At 55.6% G+C, this 16,268-nt stretch carries 13 protein-coding genes and 1 pseudogene; 3 read left to right on the forward strand and 11 right to left on the reverse strand.

Annotation, left to right across the window (positions count from 1 at the left end; all coding sequences use genetic code 11):
* Positions 1-3: 3 nt before the first annotated feature.
* Positions 4-672, reverse strand: a complete 669-nt coding sequence (locus F6R97_RS02615; protein ID WP_038983008.1) for a GntR family transcriptional regulator — start codon at positions 670-672, stop codon at positions 4-6.
* Positions 673-1,031: 359 nt separating this feature from the next.
* On the opposite strand from F6R97_RS02615, the gene F6R97_RS02620 reads away from it, so the two are divergent.
* Positions 1,032-1,643 carry a TetR/AcrR family transcriptional regulator gene (locus F6R97_RS02620; protein ID WP_315865986.1) on the forward strand — a complete coding sequence of 204 codons (612 nt, stop codon included), beginning with the start codon at positions 1,032-1,034 and terminating at the stop codon, positions 1,641-1,643.
* Between the two features lie 102 nt (positions 1,644-1,745).
* On the opposite strand, the gene F6R97_RS02625 is transcribed toward F6R97_RS02620, so the two are convergent.
* The 9 genes and pseudogenes from F6R97_RS02625 to F6R97_RS02665 all read right to left on the reverse strand — a co-directional run.
* Positions 1,746-2,849: a polyamine ABC transporter substrate-binding protein gene (locus F6R97_RS02625; protein WP_038983006.1), complete on the reverse strand. Its 1,104-nt coding sequence runs from the start codon at positions 2,847-2,849 to the stop codon at positions 1,746-1,748.
* Between the two features lie 39 nt (positions 2,850-2,888).
* Positions 2,889-4,226, reverse strand: coding sequence for an alginate export family protein (locus F6R97_RS02630; protein WP_038983005.1), 1,338 nt, complete (start codon positions 4,224-4,226; stop codon positions 2,889-2,891).
* 118 nt (positions 4,227-4,344) lie between these two features.
* The gene (locus F6R97_RS02635) at positions 4,345-5,607 is read right to left on the reverse strand and encodes a serine hydrolase (RefSeq protein ID WP_315865987.1); all 1,263 of its coding nucleotides are present in this window, start codon (positions 5,605-5,607) and stop codon (positions 4,345-4,347) included.
* A gap of 430 nt (positions 5,608-6,037) precedes the next feature.
* A complete protein-coding gene (locus F6R97_RS02640; RefSeq protein ID WP_038983003.1) occupies positions 6,038-6,967 on the reverse strand; it encodes a DMT family transporter in 930 nt (309 codons plus the stop codon).
* Between the two features lie 32 nt (positions 6,968-6,999).
* Positions 7,000-8,013: a GlxA family transcriptional regulator gene (locus F6R97_RS02645; RefSeq protein ID WP_315865988.1), complete on the reverse strand. Its 1,014-nt coding sequence runs from the start codon at positions 8,011-8,013 to the stop codon at positions 7,000-7,002.
* Positions 8,014-8,207: 194 nt separating this feature from the next.
* Positions 8,208-9,554 carry an NAD(P)/FAD-dependent oxidoreductase gene (locus tag F6R97_RS02650; RefSeq protein WP_038983001.1) on the reverse strand — a complete coding sequence of 449 codons (1,347 nt, stop codon included), beginning with the start codon at positions 9,552-9,554 and terminating at the stop codon, positions 8,208-8,210.
* Positions 9,551-11,068, reverse strand: a complete 1,518-nt coding sequence (locus F6R97_RS02655) for an aldehyde dehydrogenase (RefSeq protein WP_315865989.1) — start codon at positions 11,066-11,068, stop codon at positions 9,551-9,553. Before F6R97_RS02655 ends, F6R97_RS02650 begins: the two co-directional genes overlap by 4 nt.
* Positions 11,061-11,972: a dihydrodipicolinate synthase family protein gene (locus F6R97_RS02660; protein WP_315865990.1), complete on the reverse strand. Its 912-nt coding sequence runs from the start codon at positions 11,970-11,972 to the stop codon at positions 11,061-11,063. Before F6R97_RS02660 ends, F6R97_RS02655 begins: the two co-directional genes overlap by 8 nt.
* A pseudogene (locus tag F6R97_RS02665) lies at positions 11,969-12,094 on the reverse strand (GntR family transcriptional regulator); the annotation flags it as partial. The gene F6R97_RS02660 and the pseudogene F6R97_RS02665, both read right to left, overlap by 4 nt.
* A gap of 362 nt (positions 12,095-12,456) precedes the next feature.
* Between F6R97_RS02665 and F6R97_RS02670 the strand changes: the two are divergent.
* Complete coding sequence (locus tag F6R97_RS02670; RefSeq protein ID WP_038982998.1) at positions 12,457-13,692, forward strand: aromatic ring-hydroxylating oxygenase subunit alpha; 1,236 nt, start codon at positions 12,457-12,459, stop codon at positions 13,690-13,692.
* A gap of 99 nt (positions 13,693-13,791) precedes the next feature.
* Here F6R97_RS02670 and F6R97_RS02675 read toward each other — a convergent pair whose 3' ends face one another.
* Positions 13,792-14,745, reverse strand: coding sequence for a LysR family transcriptional regulator (locus F6R97_RS02675; protein ID WP_048393034.1), 954 nt, complete (start codon positions 14,743-14,745; stop codon positions 13,792-13,794).
* A gap of 449 nt (positions 14,746-15,194) precedes the next feature.
* Between F6R97_RS02675 and F6R97_RS02680 the strand changes: the two genes are divergently transcribed.
* Positions 15,195-16,232: a glycine betaine/L-proline ABC transporter ATP-binding protein gene (locus F6R97_RS02680; protein ID WP_038982996.1), complete on the forward strand. Its 1,038-nt coding sequence runs from the start codon at positions 15,195-15,197 to the stop codon at positions 16,230-16,232.
* The last annotated feature ends 36 nt before the right edge of the window (positions 16,233-16,268 follow it).

Here is a 16,268-nt window from a genome sequence, read left to right on the forward strand (position 1 = left end):
ATTCTATTTTTCCGATTGCAGAAACTGGGTCAGCGCCGGCACTGTGCCCTCGATGTGCTCGCGCACCACGGCCTCGGCCCGGTCGGCATCACCTGAGCGGATGGCGTCAAGGATCACCGCGTGCTCCTGGCGAGCGCTCAGGGGTTTTTCGCTGTGTTGCAACCACAGGCGCATAGGCGCTTCGATCAGCGAATACAGCGCCGAGATCTGCTTCATCAACCGAGGACGGCCGCTGAGGCTGCACAGGTATTCATGGAAGGCACGATGAAGCCTGACCCACTCGGCGCTTTCGTCGCGGTAGTCATCCATTTCATCCAACATGCGTTCCAGCGCCGCCAGCTGACGCTCACCGATCTTGGCCACGGCTACGCGGATGGCCAGGCCCTCGAGGGCGCTGCGCATCTCGAAAACCTCATGCAGTTCGTCGAAATCCAGACCACTGACAATGGCCCCGCGGTTAGGCCGCAATGTCACCAGGCCTTGAGCATCGAGACGGCGAAAGGCTTCGCGCACCGGCATTCGGCTCATGCCGATTTCGCTGGCAATGTCCTCAGCGATCAGCCGGTCGCCTTTGCGATAACGGCCCCCACAGATCGCTTCCAGCAGAAAGTTATAAGCCTCCTCCTCGGCAGTCAGGGGCTGGCGTTCAACATAGGTGGGAGCGAATTGCATAAAGTCACCTTTTGCAGTTTTGTATCCAATTATCCATATATTCAAAAAGGCAGAATCCGTGCCAGTCTGTTTGGAACTGCCTCAAGTTATTAATCAGGAAGGAGTTTCGATTCAAAAACCGATGATCTTGAGATCGGCGTAGTACTCACCGAGTGCTACGAAATGGCTCAGCGCGCCCCAAACAGGGGAAAAACGGTATCCAGGTAACAAATAATTTCACCGAATGTTCTCCAAAGTTTTCGTACCACGAAAGAACGCACTACAGAAATTAGCGCTTTAAAAGTTTTACTCGATTAAGTATTTTGCATGGATGATTGGGCGACATCCGCCCCTCCTTTTTCATAGCGACAGGATCTCCCGTGAGCGGACTACGTGAACGTCAGAAAGTCGAACGACGCCAAGCCATCAGCAAGGCAGCCATCGAACTGTTTGAGCTTCAGGGCTTCCAGAACACCACCATCGAACAGATCGCCAACCAGGCTGGGGTGTCGGCGCCCACCGTGTTCAAGTACTTCGGCAACAAGCAGGAAATCATCCTGGAAATCCTGCACGACGCCGACCAGCGTGCACTCAAGGACACCCGCAGTCAGATCCCTGAAATGGAGGATCCAGTCGACACTCTGTGCTATCTGGAACGCTTGCTGACCGGTTACGCCCTGGAAGTCATGCACCCCAGCCTCTGGCGTGAACTGCTGCCATTGATCCTGTTTGGCGGCGACAAAGGGCTGCCCGAAGGCTATCGCGCCATGAACGATGCGCTCAGGGCTGAAATCAGCGGATTGCTCAGAGAGTTGCAGCAGGCCGGCAAGCTACGCGCCGATCTCAACGTCGACCTGGCCGCTTTCCTGTTGAACGACTATTCACACCTGCAGTTGTTCAGGCTGGTCAACCAGGAGCAGCCGGATATCGAGTCACATTCCGCTCAGGTTCGGCATATCACCGAGCTGCTCTTTTACGGTATGCGGGCCTGAGAAAAGCGCCCCATCGACGCGCAGAGTCAGCACACGTTACAGGTTGGCGCAGCTCCGAAGATTCCTGTCGAGCCCGGCACAAAAAGCGCCGGGCCACGATGATCAGCGATTTGTCTTGATACTGGTCCAGGTGCGGGTACGAATCCGCTCCACGGCTGACGGCATGGGCTGCAAAGCGAACAGGGTTTTGCGCGCTTCGTCCGGCACATACATGTTGGGGTTATTACGGATGTCGGCGTTCACCAGCGCGGTGGCATCCTTGTTCGGGTTGGGGTAACCGATCTTGTTGCTGATCCGGGCGATCACATCCGGGCGCAGGATGTAGTTGATGAACTCGTGGGCCTCCTTGGTGTGGGGGGCGTTAGTCGGCACCATCATCACGTCTGACCACATCGGCGCACCTTCCTTGGGCAACGCCATTTCCACCCGGACACCCTTGCCGGCGGCATCGGCCAGTTGTTTGGCCAGCGCCACGCCTCCCGACCAGCCCACGGCGACGCAGATGTCACCGTTGGCCAGGTCCATGCCATAGCGCGACGAGTTGAAGTAGGTGACGTAAGGACGAATCTTCATCATCGCCGCCTGAGCCTGCGGGTAGTCCTCGCGTTTCTGGCTGTTGGGATCGAGGCCTTTGTAGTGCAAGGCGATGGGCACGATTTCGTTGGCCGCATCGAGAAAACCGACACCACAACTGGCTAGCTTGGCGAGGTTCTCTTCCTTGAAGATCATGTCCCACGTATTCATCTGCACATTGGCGCCCAGGACCTGCTGAACCTTGTCGACGTTGTAGCCGATCAGCGTGGTGCCCCAAAGGTATGGCGCAGCATAGCGGTTGCCCGTATCACCCACCGTCTCCAGGGATTTCATGAACTCCGGATCCAGATGCTGCCAGTTCGGCAACTGACTGCGGTCCAGAGGCTGGACGGCACCCGCCTTGATCAGGTGGCTCAGGTTGGCGCTGCCGGGGTAGACCACGTCATAGCCAGAGTTGCCGGTGAGCAATTTTGACTCCAGCGTCTCGACGCTGTCGAACACGTCGTAGATCGGACGGATCCCGGTTTCCTCCTGGAAGCTCTTGAGGATCTCCGGTGGCAAGTACTCGATCCAGTTATAGATCCGCACCGTGCGTTCTTCAGCCTGGGAAACACCCGCCGTCAGCAACGACAGCGCAACGGACAACAGGGCATTGCGTACATTCTTGTTCATGGTGAAACACTCCTACGCGGCCGCGTTGGCTCGCGACACTTAATAGCGGTAGGTGAAATAAAGTTCGAGTGCACTGAATTTTTTATCATCGCCGAACACCTGCTTGGCAGCGGCCAGCGGCTTGACCCAGTTATAGGAGAGCGATGTATAGAACGACGGCGTCGGGGTCCAGTCGAGGAAAACCACACTCTCATCGGCAAAACGCCGATCGCTGACGGGTGCCCCCATGTAGTTTTTCTCGTCCAGCCAGAACTGATAGTGAATCGCGCCGAGGGTCACGGTTTCGTTCAGGTGGGTCTTGAGGGAAAACTGTTGGACGTTTTCGTTGCTGTTGAACAGCAGGTAGTTGCCGACAACGTCCCCCACCAGCCAGGTGCTCCAATCGATGAAGCCTTTGCTCAACGGGTCCCAGGCTTTCTGGCGGTTGTCGGTGAGGTTGTCATCGCCGGAAAAACTGGCGTAGCGATAGCCGATGACCGGCGTCAGGGGCAAGGTATTGAAGGCATAGTCCGCCTGACCATACCAAGCCTTGGCATCGTAATCGACGCCCTCGCCGCTGCCTTTCTCCAGCGCGTATTCGGCGTTGAGCGTCAGGGCGGAAACCCCCGGCACCTTGGCATTGAGTGCCCTTACGTTGTACACCAGCATCCCATCCCGGAATCGAGGGGCCGTACTGCCCTTGGGCCCCAGCGCATTGACCTTCATCGCCATGGCACCCAGCGTCACCTGGTCGTCGAGGTTGTAATCCAGGTTGGCACCCGTCATGCGGAAGTCACCCAGATCATCGTCGGTACGCAAGCTGAAAGCCTGGGCCTTCAACGCACCATGATCCCAGGCCAGGATCGCAGAATCCTTGAAGGCGGTTCTTGGGCCAAGCCAGTAGGCGCCGTCGTCGAGCTGGTCAAGGTTGCCGTCCATGACGATGAAGCCAGTACCGATCATGTAGTTCTGGCGTCCGGCAGTCAGCGTCCACTCCCCGGCCCGGAAACCGCCATAGAGTTCTTCGGCGGCCACATCACCATCAGAGCTGCGCGTAAAGCCGCCGGCATCGCCATCGCCAAAGGTGGTCGCCGCCACGAGCGAGCCGCCGGCCAGCAGACTGAAGTCAGGCTGCAGCGAATAGTCCAGCTTGATACCTGGCTTTACGTAGAACTCCTGCCAGTCGATTTTCGTTCCGCCATTTTTGCCGCTGCGCACATCGACGCGGCCGCTGCCGAAGTTGACGTTACGAGTGGAAAGGGTCGCACCGCCGGCGGTGAAGTTGACCTCACCCTTGAGTTGGCCGTCCTCGAAGGTGTAGCCCGCCAGCGCCACGTGGGTAGTCAGGGGTAAGCCGAACGCTAAGAGCGCTCGAGAGAAACGCGTCATCGAAACCATATGAAGCTCCTGTGTGATTATTGTTGTTACAGGGCAGTGAAATGGCGGCGCAGAGCGCCGCCAACACCTGGCCGAGCCAGGCGAACAGGACGCAAACTTCTTGTATTTATGGGGCGTTTCAGTGGCTAAGTTGCGCGGCGATGGCACGCAGCATGCGCACGCTGTCAGCATCGAACTGGCTGACGGCGTCGGTCAGCGATGACTGCTTGACGATCACCACACCGGACGGCTTATCGACGAACAGGTATTGGCCGTGAATACCACCCGCCATGATCGCCTGGCTGTGGTCGTTGAAGACGTACCACTGGCTGCGGTAGGAAGCGCCGGGGGTCCATTGCGAGAAGTCGGAGTCTTTGGCGTAGATCGCCGGATCGGCGCCAGCGAAGAGGCGTGCGACAGTCTCGGTGGATAGCAGTTGCAGACCATTATGTCGGCCATCGTTGGCCATCAGCCGACCGAATCGCGCCATGTCTCGCAAGGTCGTGCTGAAACCGGCGCCGGCAACGCTACGTCCCCAAGGGTCAGCCATGAAGTAGCCGTCGCGCTCACACCCCAACTGGCTCCAGATGTCTTGCAGTAACTGATCGCAGGCCTTGCCCGAGGCGCGCTCCATGACCCAGGCCAAGGCTTCGGTGGTAGCGGTCACGTAATGAAAAAAGCCACCGTGGGTGCCGCGTTTCTTTAGAGACGGCAGGTATTGGTACAGCGACTCGAACTGGGCGTACTGCGCAGGTGCGGGCTGAAAACCGCAGGCATAGCCGTATTGCGAACTCTCCGAGTTGGGGTCGTCATAGACCTCGCTGTAATCGATGCCCACCGCCATGTCGAACAACTGGCGTACGGTGGCATCACCAAACGCGCTGCCCACCAATTCAGGCACGTAATACGCTGCGGGCAACGTTGGGTTGAGTACACCGTCACAGACCAGTTGCTCACCGAGGGTGCCGATCAGTGACTTGGTCACCGAGAACATGATGTGCCGGTCCCGGGGACGCTGACCATTGAAGTAGCGCTCGAACAGCACGGTATCGCCTTGCATCACCAAAAAGGCATCGGTCTGACTGGCCACCAAGTGATCGATGACATTGACACTCAGGCCACACTCACTGTCGAAGTGCAGCTCATCCAACGCTTGTGGTGCTTCCTGCAAAGTACTGACTGGCCCGGAACCCGCCTGCACATCAATCGAGGGACGCAGGCGCGCCAGATTACGGAAACCCCACTGGTTGAACGGTGGGCGCATCCAGTTGTTCCAGGTGACGCGGCGTTGCGGCTCTGCCGGGAAGCCCTGCATAAGCAAAGGCGCCTGGCGCGCGTCGAATGACGATCCATTAGTCTCGACGTAAAGACTGGCCAGTGAAGGCACGGTGTTCTGACTCATCGGGTTGACCCTGAAAATGACTCTGCGTGAGAGCAGATGCAGGAAAATAATTACCCGATATTATTTTTTAGTCAATAAAACATTTATTCGGATTAACATATTTTGTGGCTGCTGTGCTTTTGCGAGCACCCGAGTCGATCCCTTGGCAGAAAAGGCACGGACTCCACACAAAAAAACGCGGCGCACGAAGTACTTCATGCCCCGCGCTGCTGGAGATCAACTCAGCGATATACCGTTACGGGTTCACCGACGACGTCCCGATTGATCGTGATGCCCAATCCTGGGGTCTGCGGGGCACGGCTACCTTTATCACCGGGCAAGTACTGGTGGTGGATGGGGGGCGCACGGCGAAACTGCCACTGCCGTTTTGATCGAATCAGCCCGACTTGCGACGGAGGAGTCACTCCCCCACTTCCGTTGCACCATCTGTTCACGCCTTCGCTTTAATCGCGTACAGCCCCCCAACAATCACCAACGCTGCGCCGACAACCACCCAGGTATCCGGGCGCTCGGCAAAGACGATCACCCCAATCAAAGTGGCGAACACCAGAAGCGCATAGTTGAAAGGCTGCAGGGTAGAAGCGGTCGCGTATTTCAGTGCTTGAATGAAAAGAATCTGAGCGACTACGCCCGTCAATGACAGGATCCCCAACAAGAGGCCCTGGACCGGAGTCGGAGCAACCCAGGCGGGCAGCCCCGCAAATGTGATCGTCAGCGCACCCACTCCTGCCATAAAGAGCATGTTCGTCGCAAAGGAGTCGTGCTGGCTGATCCGGCGCGTCAGTACGTTGAACACCGCGAACGCCAAAGCAGCCACCAGGGGAATCAGCGCCGCGAGTTCAAAAACGCCCGCGCCTGGTCGAAGGATGATCAGTGTTCCGGTGAACCCTATGGCGGCGGCAATCCAGCGCCGCAGACCTATGAACTCCCCAAGCACGGCCCCCGCCAATGCCAGTGCCATCAGCGGAAATACGGCATAGAGCGCATGCATTTCGGCCAGGCCCAAATATCGTAGCCCCACTGCAAACAGTATGGTTTCACCCACGGCTAACAGCGCTCGAATGATTTGGAGCCAAGGGTGCTTACTGCGAAATGACTCTTTGCCCCTACCTTGGTAGGCGGCATATCCGAGGGCAAAAACGACAAACACCCAATAGCGCATCATGACCAGTTGGGCAACCGGGAAGTCTTTGACAAGCACCTTGGTTAGTCCGTCCTGGCTCGCAAAGATAAGCATTGAAAGCAGGCATAAAAAAATCCCGAGTTGGGGCCTTGCGACCCCAGGACTAACGGCAACGGTGGGCGTAGTTAAGTACGCCGTGTTTTTTGTTTGATCGCTCTTCAATCGCACCTCGGTCATGCCCTCCTCCTTAGCGTGTGAACAGGCGTTCTTTACTTCACCAGCCGCGTTTCTCTCGAAGGCCGGTAACCAAAATACGAGCTGTAGCATTTGCTGAAATGGCTCGGTGAAACAAAGCCGCATGCGACCAGCACATCAACCTGAGACAACTCTGTGTGCTGAAGCAATCGCCGTGCTTCGGTAATGCGTAATTCCAGGTAATACCGTTGCGGTGTGCTACCCAGTTGTTCTTTGAACAAACGCTCTATTTGTCGACGGGAACGTCCGGCATATACCGCCAGTTGGTCCATTTGCAACGGCTCTTCCAGGTTGGCGTCCATCAGCTTGACCACCTCTTTAAGGGGGGCGCTCAACGAGATGTTCTGTGTCGGTTTGATACGCCGATACCGCGACTCTTCGAAAGAAAGAATGTCTTCGATGCCTTCGACGAGCGCCTTGCCGTGCAGCCCCTTGATCCACTCCAGAGCCATGTGAAAAGCACCCGCTGGACTGGAAGCCGTGAGCCTGTCTCGATCCACGACAAATGCTTCACTGGTGACATGCGTGACTTTTGAAATTTCTGCGAGCGCGGGTCGGTGCTCGGGATGAATCGCACAACGATACCCTTCAAGCAAACCTGACACGCCCAAAAACCACGCCCCATTCCACAGTCCGGCCAGTGTGATACCAAACTCTGATGCTGTTTTGAGGAGGCTGATCAGCTCGTGATTGACTTTGAGTGCCGTGCGGTAGCCGCCGCATATGACCAACAAATTGAGGTCTTTAAGTGCTGCGACCTCCAGACGCGCATCCGGTCGAATGACCAAGCCGAGGTCGCTGGTTACCTCACCGTCTTGCAACCCAAAGGTTCGTGAGGAGAACGACGTGGGATGCAAAAGGTTGGCGGTGACAATCGTATCGAGCGCTTGCGTAAATGCAGGCAACGAGAAGTGTTCGAGCAGTAAAAATCCTGCCCGGGCATGAGCTGTCGGCTCACTCCGAGTCTCTTCCAGATAGCGCAGGTTTTTACCTTTCATACACCCGCTGAAATCTCGCCGTTCGATCACTTTACGCCTCGCTTACACTAAAAAAAGCAGCCTTTGTGCAAACCACGGTTGAATCTGCGCATCGAAGAACCAACCGCTGACGCCGTGACCAAACTGTTTATGCGAGCTGGAACCCTTGGGCTATACGGCCTTTGCCATCCCTTAGTAGTGACTTGTTAAACGGCCTTTATTGGAAAAGCCGACGACTTAACTTGTTAACCTTCTCGCCCGGCCCAAAACTCATGCCAGCGAATAACCGAACTGACACCCAGCTTCGTTATTATCTTGGGGGGTAGCCTGCTGGGTCCTGGCGCGTGACTGAAACTGTCCAGAAAATCAGAACGTACACCCGAAGCCAATTCCGCCGCCATTACACCTGCCAGGGTGCTCTTGACCGTTCCCAGCCCATTTTCGCAGCAAGCCGAATACAGGTTTTCTTCGATCTCGCCAAATGCAGCGGCGCTGTTACGGCTCAAACACAGGCGGCCGGCCCAGCTGAACTCCAACGCAGTGGATTTCAATTCGGGAAAGCGGGCATCCAAGGAATGTCGCTGTTCTTTGGCCACCGCAGCTACCCGCTCTGGAGTGACCTGGATACTCGGGTCATAGGTGAACTTTGTCCGAATGACAATACGCGAGAGACCGTCTGAAGATATCTTGCGAACGGTCGCGCCCATTGGATCCGCCGGCAACAACGCCCACCTGGCTTTGCCCGGCACCTCTTTCCTGAATGCATCATCACTGTACGCCGCTGTCATGGAGGCGTAAGTGAAGACGTGCAACAGGCGTCCTTGATAATGGCCAAAGTCTTCAATGTGGCCGTTGACCCCAAGAATGACCTTGGGTGCTTGCACCGTCCCGTTATGAGATCGAGCGATCCAACCACTTCCCTGCTTGGTCAATTCAATAATCGGAGAGCGTTCGAACAGCGTGATTTTCCCTTCGAGCCCTGCTGCCAGGTCTCTAATGTATTGCGCGGGTTGAATCATCACTGCGCCGGGGGTGTAGATCCCACCGTGGTAATAGGTGGACCCGGTGATTTCGCGCATTTGCGCGGCATCTAACATCTCGAACTTCTCGCCAATGCGTTCAAGGGATTGAGCGTAATTGACGTTCAGCTTCAATCCCCGCTCAGTGGCGGCCGCGTTGATCTTCCCGGAAGGGTCGAACGTGTCGGCAGACATGCCGTACTCCCGCGCGGCTTCAGCGGCAAAAGCAATCGCAAAACGATTTTGCGTAATCTCCAGCGCCGTTGCAGACTCACTCGCCACGGAGTATTCCCCGGACGACAGACTGTGCGGCACATCGATCATGAAGCCAGAGTTTCTGCCCGACGGCCCCTTAGCGACTTCATGAGCATCGACCACGACAATGCTGTCACCCGGGTGCAGCTGTGAAAGTCTGCGAGCGGCGGACAGGCCGGCAAAACCGGCCCCGATAATCAGCCAGTCCGCCGTCACGTTTCCATCAAGCATGCGGACAGGCGCAGTGCGTGCGGAAATCGCCTCCCAACCTGAAACCCCGGTGTCTACCGGCAGGCGCTTGATGGTATGGGTGCTCATTTTTCGGTCTCTTCATCCGACCGATCAGACACATCGATCCAGATGGTTTTGATTTCGGTGTACTGGTCATGGGCAAAAATGGATTTGTCCCGACCGCCGAAGCCCGACTCCTTGTAGCCACCGAATGGTGTCGATGCGTCGCCCTCACCAAAGCAGTTCACGGTGACGATGCCGGCGCGAATTTCACGCGACAACTTGATCGCCCGACGCAGACTGCTGGTATAAACCGAGGCCGCCAGGCCGTATACCGTGTCATTGGCCAGGGCAATGGCTTCGGAGATCGTGTTGAAGGTGGTGACCGAGAGAATCGGGCCGAAGATCTCTTCCTGGAACAGCCGGTTGTCTCGACCGACACCGTCAATCACCGTTGGCTCTACAAAGGCACCATCTTTGGTCGCGCCACCGTAAACAACTTCAAGCTTTCCGGCGGCGGCGTGCTCAAGGTACGACTTCACTTTGGCAAAATGCTCAGGGCTGACCAGCGACCCTACGCGGTTTTCCGGATCGAGTGGGTCGCCCATCTTCCATTCGCGGATGTAGGCGCCCATGCGCTCTAGCAGCTCATCTTTAACAGACGCGTGGACGATCAGACGTGACGTTGCAGAGCAGTTTTCGCCCATGTTCCAGAACGCGCCGTTGACGACATGCTGAGCGACGAGATCCAGGTCTTGAGCATCGTCCATCACTACGGCCGGATTTTTCCCACCGCACTCAAGCACGATGCGTTTCAGGTTCGAATCGGCGGCGTAATGCAGGAAGCGGCGGCCGGTCGCGGTGGAGCCGGTAAAGCTCACCATATCGACGTCGTTGTGCAAGCCAATCGGCTCACCGACCTCTTTGCCTGTGCCGGTCACAATGTTCAGTACACCAGCGGGTATACCGGCTTCAAACGCCAGCTGAGCGACACGCAACGTGGTCAGCGAAGTTTGTTCGGCAGGTTTGACGATGACCGAACAGCCCGCAGCGAGCGCCGGGCCGATTTTCCAGGCCAGCATCAGCAGCGGGAAGTTCCAGGGCAACACGCAGCCCACCACGCCGATCGGCTCCCGAACTACCATGGTCAGCGCGTCGCTGCCCACCGGGGCGGTGTTGTCATAAATCTTGTCAATCAGTTCTGCGTGCCAGCGGATCGTGTGGATGGTGTCCGGGATGTCGACCAACTGACATTCACTGACCGGTTTGCCGCTATCGAGGCTTTCGAGGACGGCCAGTTCGTGTTGATGGCTTTCGAGCAGGTTTGCAAACTTCAACAGAACAGCTTTGCGCTCCCGAGGAGAAATAGATCTCCAGCGTCCATCCTCAAAGGCCTCCTTGGCATTGCTCACCGCGAAGTCGACATCCTCGGACGAACAAGCTGCGACGTCGGTCAAAAACTCACCGGTCGCCGGATTGTTCGTGGCGAAGGTTTTGCCCGAGATCGCGGGTTTAAACGCGCCATTGATGAACGCCTTGGATGGCAACGAAATGTCTTTGGCCAAAGCGGCATATTCGGCCTTGCTCAGAAGATCACCCATGGCTGGCTCCCGAAGCAATGTTGGCTACGTTACGTTTGAGTTCAGTAATGACCGACGCGAAACTCAGCTTTTCGTCCGCTTCAAGTGGCTGCAATGGCAGGCGCACGTTACCGACTTTCAATCCGGCAACTTCGCAGCCGTACTTGATCGATTGCACGAACTTGCCACCGTCCAACGCATTCATCAGCGGCATCATTGCCGACATGATTTGACGGCCTTTGTCGAAGTTCTTTTCGATCACGCAGGCTTCATAAAGCGCAACGTGTTCCTTGGGCAGGAAGTTGGAACCTGCGCACACCCAACTGCGGGCGCCCCAGGCAAAAAACTCGAGGGCCTGGTCGTCCCATCCGCAGGACAAGGCGATGTTGGGGAACTGCCGGGCCAGCCTATGCACCTGGCCCATGTCGCCGGAACTTTCCTTGATGGCGATGACGTTTTTCGATTGACCGACACGGGTGAAATATTCTTCATCCATCGAAACGCACATGCGCCCCGGATAGTTGTAAAGCATGATCGGCAAGTCCGCTGCGCGATCGATAGTGAGCGCGTGAATCGCGTTTTCCTGTGAGGTTGGCAGCGCGTAAGGTGGGGACGTGACGAGAATCGCGTCCGCTTTGATCGATTTCGCATCCTTGGCGTACTGAACCGCATCTTCGGTGCGAATCGCCCCGGTACTGACGATCAGTTGCACCCGAGTGCCAATCACATCTTTGGCGTAGGCCGCCAACTCGGTGCGTTCTTCCGAAGTCTGCGCATAATACTCGCCGGTCGACCCGCCGATAACAATGCCGTGCACCTTCGCCTCAATCAGCGACTCCAAAACTTCCGAGTACACATTCCAGTCAATCTCCCCATCAGAGTTATAAGGCGTTACTGCTGGCGTATAGATACCTTCAAATTTCAAGATAAATGCTCCGAATGCGAGTTAGGTGGAAGATCAACGAGCGCGTCAGCTTTGATGCCTTGAGGCGCGATAAAAATCTCCATGTTTTCACGGGACAGTTGCCAATGCTCAAACACGAGATCGCCAGAGGTTGTTTTACTGACTAAGTACCGTTAGCTGTTGAATCCAGACTGGCATGGGGCAATAGAGTGGTCAATAGCGTGTCTTCCCCGCGCAGACATCTTTAAAGCGATATAGCGCATAGAGTCGAAAAATATTTATCCTTTAAATTCAATTGGTTACGAATAGCATCTTAACGCTACGCTATCGATCGATAACATTTGTTTATGTATTGATAAGCGTAAAAGTTTCTTGTTGGGGTGTGATTGCAGACGTAGTCTTTACAACAGCGATATTTTATTGGCGAAATGGCGTTACCTAATATCGAGATTGATGCAAACAATGGTCTTTTGTCGTCCCTTTGGTATTTTGGAGTGTGTTGACCGTGAGCACTAAATCGGCAGTTTCAAATCTTATTGCGCAGCGCAAGCCTGACCATGCGCTGCCAGGTGCCCTCTATAGCGACCCAGATGTTTACAGGCAGGATCTGGAACAGATCTGGCACAAAAGCTGGATCTTCGCAGGGCACACATTTGAGCTGGAGAAGTCGGGTCAGTACCTGTCGCTGCAAGTCGGCGACTACCCCGTCGCGGTCGTCCGTGGCGCAGACAAACAGATTCGGGCCTTCCACAACTCCTGCCGTCATCGCGGTTCCAAGGTGTGCCCGGAAGCAAGCGGCAAGGTCGCCAAGCTGGTGTGCCCTTACCACAAATGGACATTCGAACTGGATGGCCGCCTGCTGTTCGCCGGGAACATGGGGGACGATTTCGACAAGTCTCAGCATGGGTTGAAGTCCGTGCATTGTGAGGTCGTCGAAACATACATCTATGTGTGTGTTGCTGACGTCGCCCCAGACTTTTCTTCGTTCAGAAAATCCGTCACCCCTTTCGTTGCGCCTCATAACCTGGACGACTGCAAAGTCGCGTTTGAGTCGAACATCATCGAGAAAGGCAACTGGAAACTGGTTTTCGAGAACAACCGTGAGTGCTACCACTGCGACTGCACTCACCCGGAATTGATGCACTCATTCGTGGACAACCCATCAGTGGGCGGCGCCGGCGGCGATGAAGATCTCGAACTCAAAGAGCACTGGGATCGCTGCGAGGCGGCAGGTCTGCCTAGCCGATTGGTCATGGATGATGAAGGTCGTTTCCGAATGACGCGCATCCCCCTGTTTTCCGGGGCCGTCAGCTACACCATGGATGGCAAGCCTGCGGTCGCTGGCCGGTTGGACACAACCGGTGAAGCCAACATCGGTGCCCTGCTTTATTTCAACTACCCATCCACCTGGAACCACTTTCTGGGCGATCACGCGCTGAGCTTCCGCGTCCTGCCCCTTGGTCCGGGCGAGACAATGGTCACTACAAAATGGATCGTCAAGAAGGACGCGCAGGAAGGTGTCGACTACGACATCGATCGCCTGACCAAGGTTTGGCTTGCAACCAATGACCAGGATCGCACCTTGGTTGAAGGCGCACAGGTCGGCGTCAGCTCTCCTGCTTACGAGCCGGGTCCATTGTCGGTGGCCAGCGAAATTGGTGTATGTCAGTTTGATGATTGGTACTGCAAAACGATGCTTGAGCAGCTCAATGACACGATCCCGTTAAGATCTGTCGGCTAAGGGCAACACTGCCGGTGGTGAGAACCACGAATGATCACCACCGGTACATCCACGCCATCCGAGTCACTGCTCCGCCAGTGCTCCTATCTTCTAAACAGCTCAGGAAAACTGGGCGAGGATCCAGTCGCGTAGCCGGCAACAGGCGTCGTCATTGATCCGGTCTTCACGAAATGTCAGATAGTGCTGACTTTCATGGAGAACCACTTCTTCTTCGATCGGACGAATCAGCGTGCCGTTTTCGATCAGGTTTTCGACCAGGTGATTCCATCCCAGCGCTACGCCTTGGTGGGTTAACACCATGCTGATTACCAGGTTGTAGTCGTTCGCGTTGAAGACGTGAGGGCTGTCGTGGGGACGTTTCTCGATATCAACATCGTGATAAGCCAGCCAAACGCCCCAGTCAACGTGCTCCGCTACCTGGGATCTGCCATAGGGGCTGAGGTTTAGCAAAACCCCGTCGCGTAATCCTTCCAGGCTGGACAGTTCAGGGTGCTCCTCTTTGTAACGAGGTGTGCACACCGGGTAGATGACGTCATGAAACAACGGATAACTGCGGTAGCCATCCTGAATCCTAGCCATTTTGGTGATGAAGATGTCCGGAGTTACACCCGGCTCCATCGATAAAAAGTTTTGAGTGGTTACCAGATTGAGGTCGATGTCTGCGTTCTTGGTAAAAAACCCCGGTAGCTTCGCTGCGAGCCAGAGGGCTGAAAACGCGGGAGAACAGCAAAGCGTCAACGTGCGTTTGCCTGCATTGTTGGTGCGAATGCGCTCCGCCGCCTGGGAAATGTTGACGAAAGATAACTGTGCCGCATCAAAAAAGATGGATCCGGCTTCCGTCAACTCGACTGCTCGCCCCACCCTCTTGAAGAGATCCACCCCAAGGTACGCCTCAAGCTCCCGAATCTGACGGCTAATTGCCGCTTGAGTAACGCACAGCGCTTCAGCCGCACGCGTAAAACTCTGATATTTGGCGGCGGCTACGAATGACTTCACTGCTTTCAGAGACGGCATTTTCAGCAGCGTCATGTCTGGATCGATGTGCTTAACCATAACCTAGAGTATTGAATATCCGGTTCGGGGCCCTTGGGAGGGCCGTTAGGGACGAGATCGGCAAGAGGGTTTCCACCTAGAACCTATGCTGGAGCGTAGCTGAAACAGAGGGTCTAAGACAGGGCCAGCGGCAGTCCCCTTCGCAACCAGCACTGTCGCAGTCGTAAATTGATACGACTAATTAATTGATAACATGACGTTATTGATTGGCCGGAAGAAATGTTGTTAGACGCTGACTCTATTAGGTAATAACTTGTCACTCAAGGCACTGCCCAATTCAGCGTCGATAAAACAAGAATAATAAACATCACATAATAAAGAGGATGGTCACAATGACTAACTCCCAACCTTTCTCCCAGCTTGACTGCCCTTATAAGCACCGTCTTAACTGATTAAGATACGTGTATCTAAACTCTTGATCTTACGTCGTATTTGCAGCAGGAGGGGTTATGAGTCTTGGTGACGAGATACTCTCGGTAAAAAACATTTACAAAGTCTTTGGTACTCAGCCAAAGCTCGCGATGGAGATGCTGGCTCGCGGTGCTGATAAAAGTGAAATTTTCAGCAAAACCGGTCAAGTCGTTGGCGTTTTTGATGCCAGTTTCTCCGTAAAACGTGGAGAGATTTTCGTCATCATGGGGCTTTCCGGTTCCGGGAAGTCGACGATGGTGCGGTTGTTCAATCGACTGATCGAGCCAACCTCCGGAACGATCCATCTTAACGGACAAGAAATCACTGGTCTGTCGGACGCCGATCTTCTCAGCGTTCGTCGCAAAGACATGAGCATGGTGTTTCAGTCGTTTGCCCTGATGCCCCACATGAGTGTTATCGACAACGTTGCTTTCGGCCTGGAAATCTCGGGCGTCGAGGAAAGTGAACGGCATAAGCGTGCTCTCGAGGCACTTAAACAGGTGGGGCTCGATGGCCACGCCTACAGCTATCCGCACCAACTGTCCGGCGGTATGCAACAGCGGGTAGGCCTGGCCCGAGCGCTGGCCAACGACCCCGCCATCCTGCTGATGGACGAAGCCTTCTCGGCACTTGACCCGTTGATTCGCCACGAAATGCAGGGCGAACTGATCCGCCTGCAGGCAGAACAGCATCGCACCATCATCTTCATCTCCCATGACATTGACGAGGCGATTCGCATCGGCCATCGCATTGCGATCATGGAGGGTGGTCGGGTAGTTCAGATCGGTACCCCGCAAGAGTTGCTTTGCAACCCCGCGAACGATTACGTCAGGGCTTTCTTCAAAGGCTTTGATGCCTCGAAGATCCTCAAGGCGGGTGATGTTGCCAAAATTTGCGCAGAGCATCCGTACGCCATGGATCAATCCACTCCTACGCTACGCGACGATGTACTCCTGCAGGACGTCTTCCACATCGTTGCCGATGCAGTTAATCCGGTTGCCGTGCTGGATCGCCAGGGTGTGTTCAAAGGCACGATCTCCAAGAGCCTACTGCTCCAGACAATGAGCCGTCACTAATAGGCTCTACTCGCTGGCTTGCCAGGCTCGGACATT

The organism is Pseudomonas sp. JV414, from assembly GCF_032424305.1.
GTDB lineage: Bacteria > Pseudomonadota > Gammaproteobacteria > Pseudomonadales > Pseudomonadaceae > Aquipseudomonas > Aquipseudomonas lini.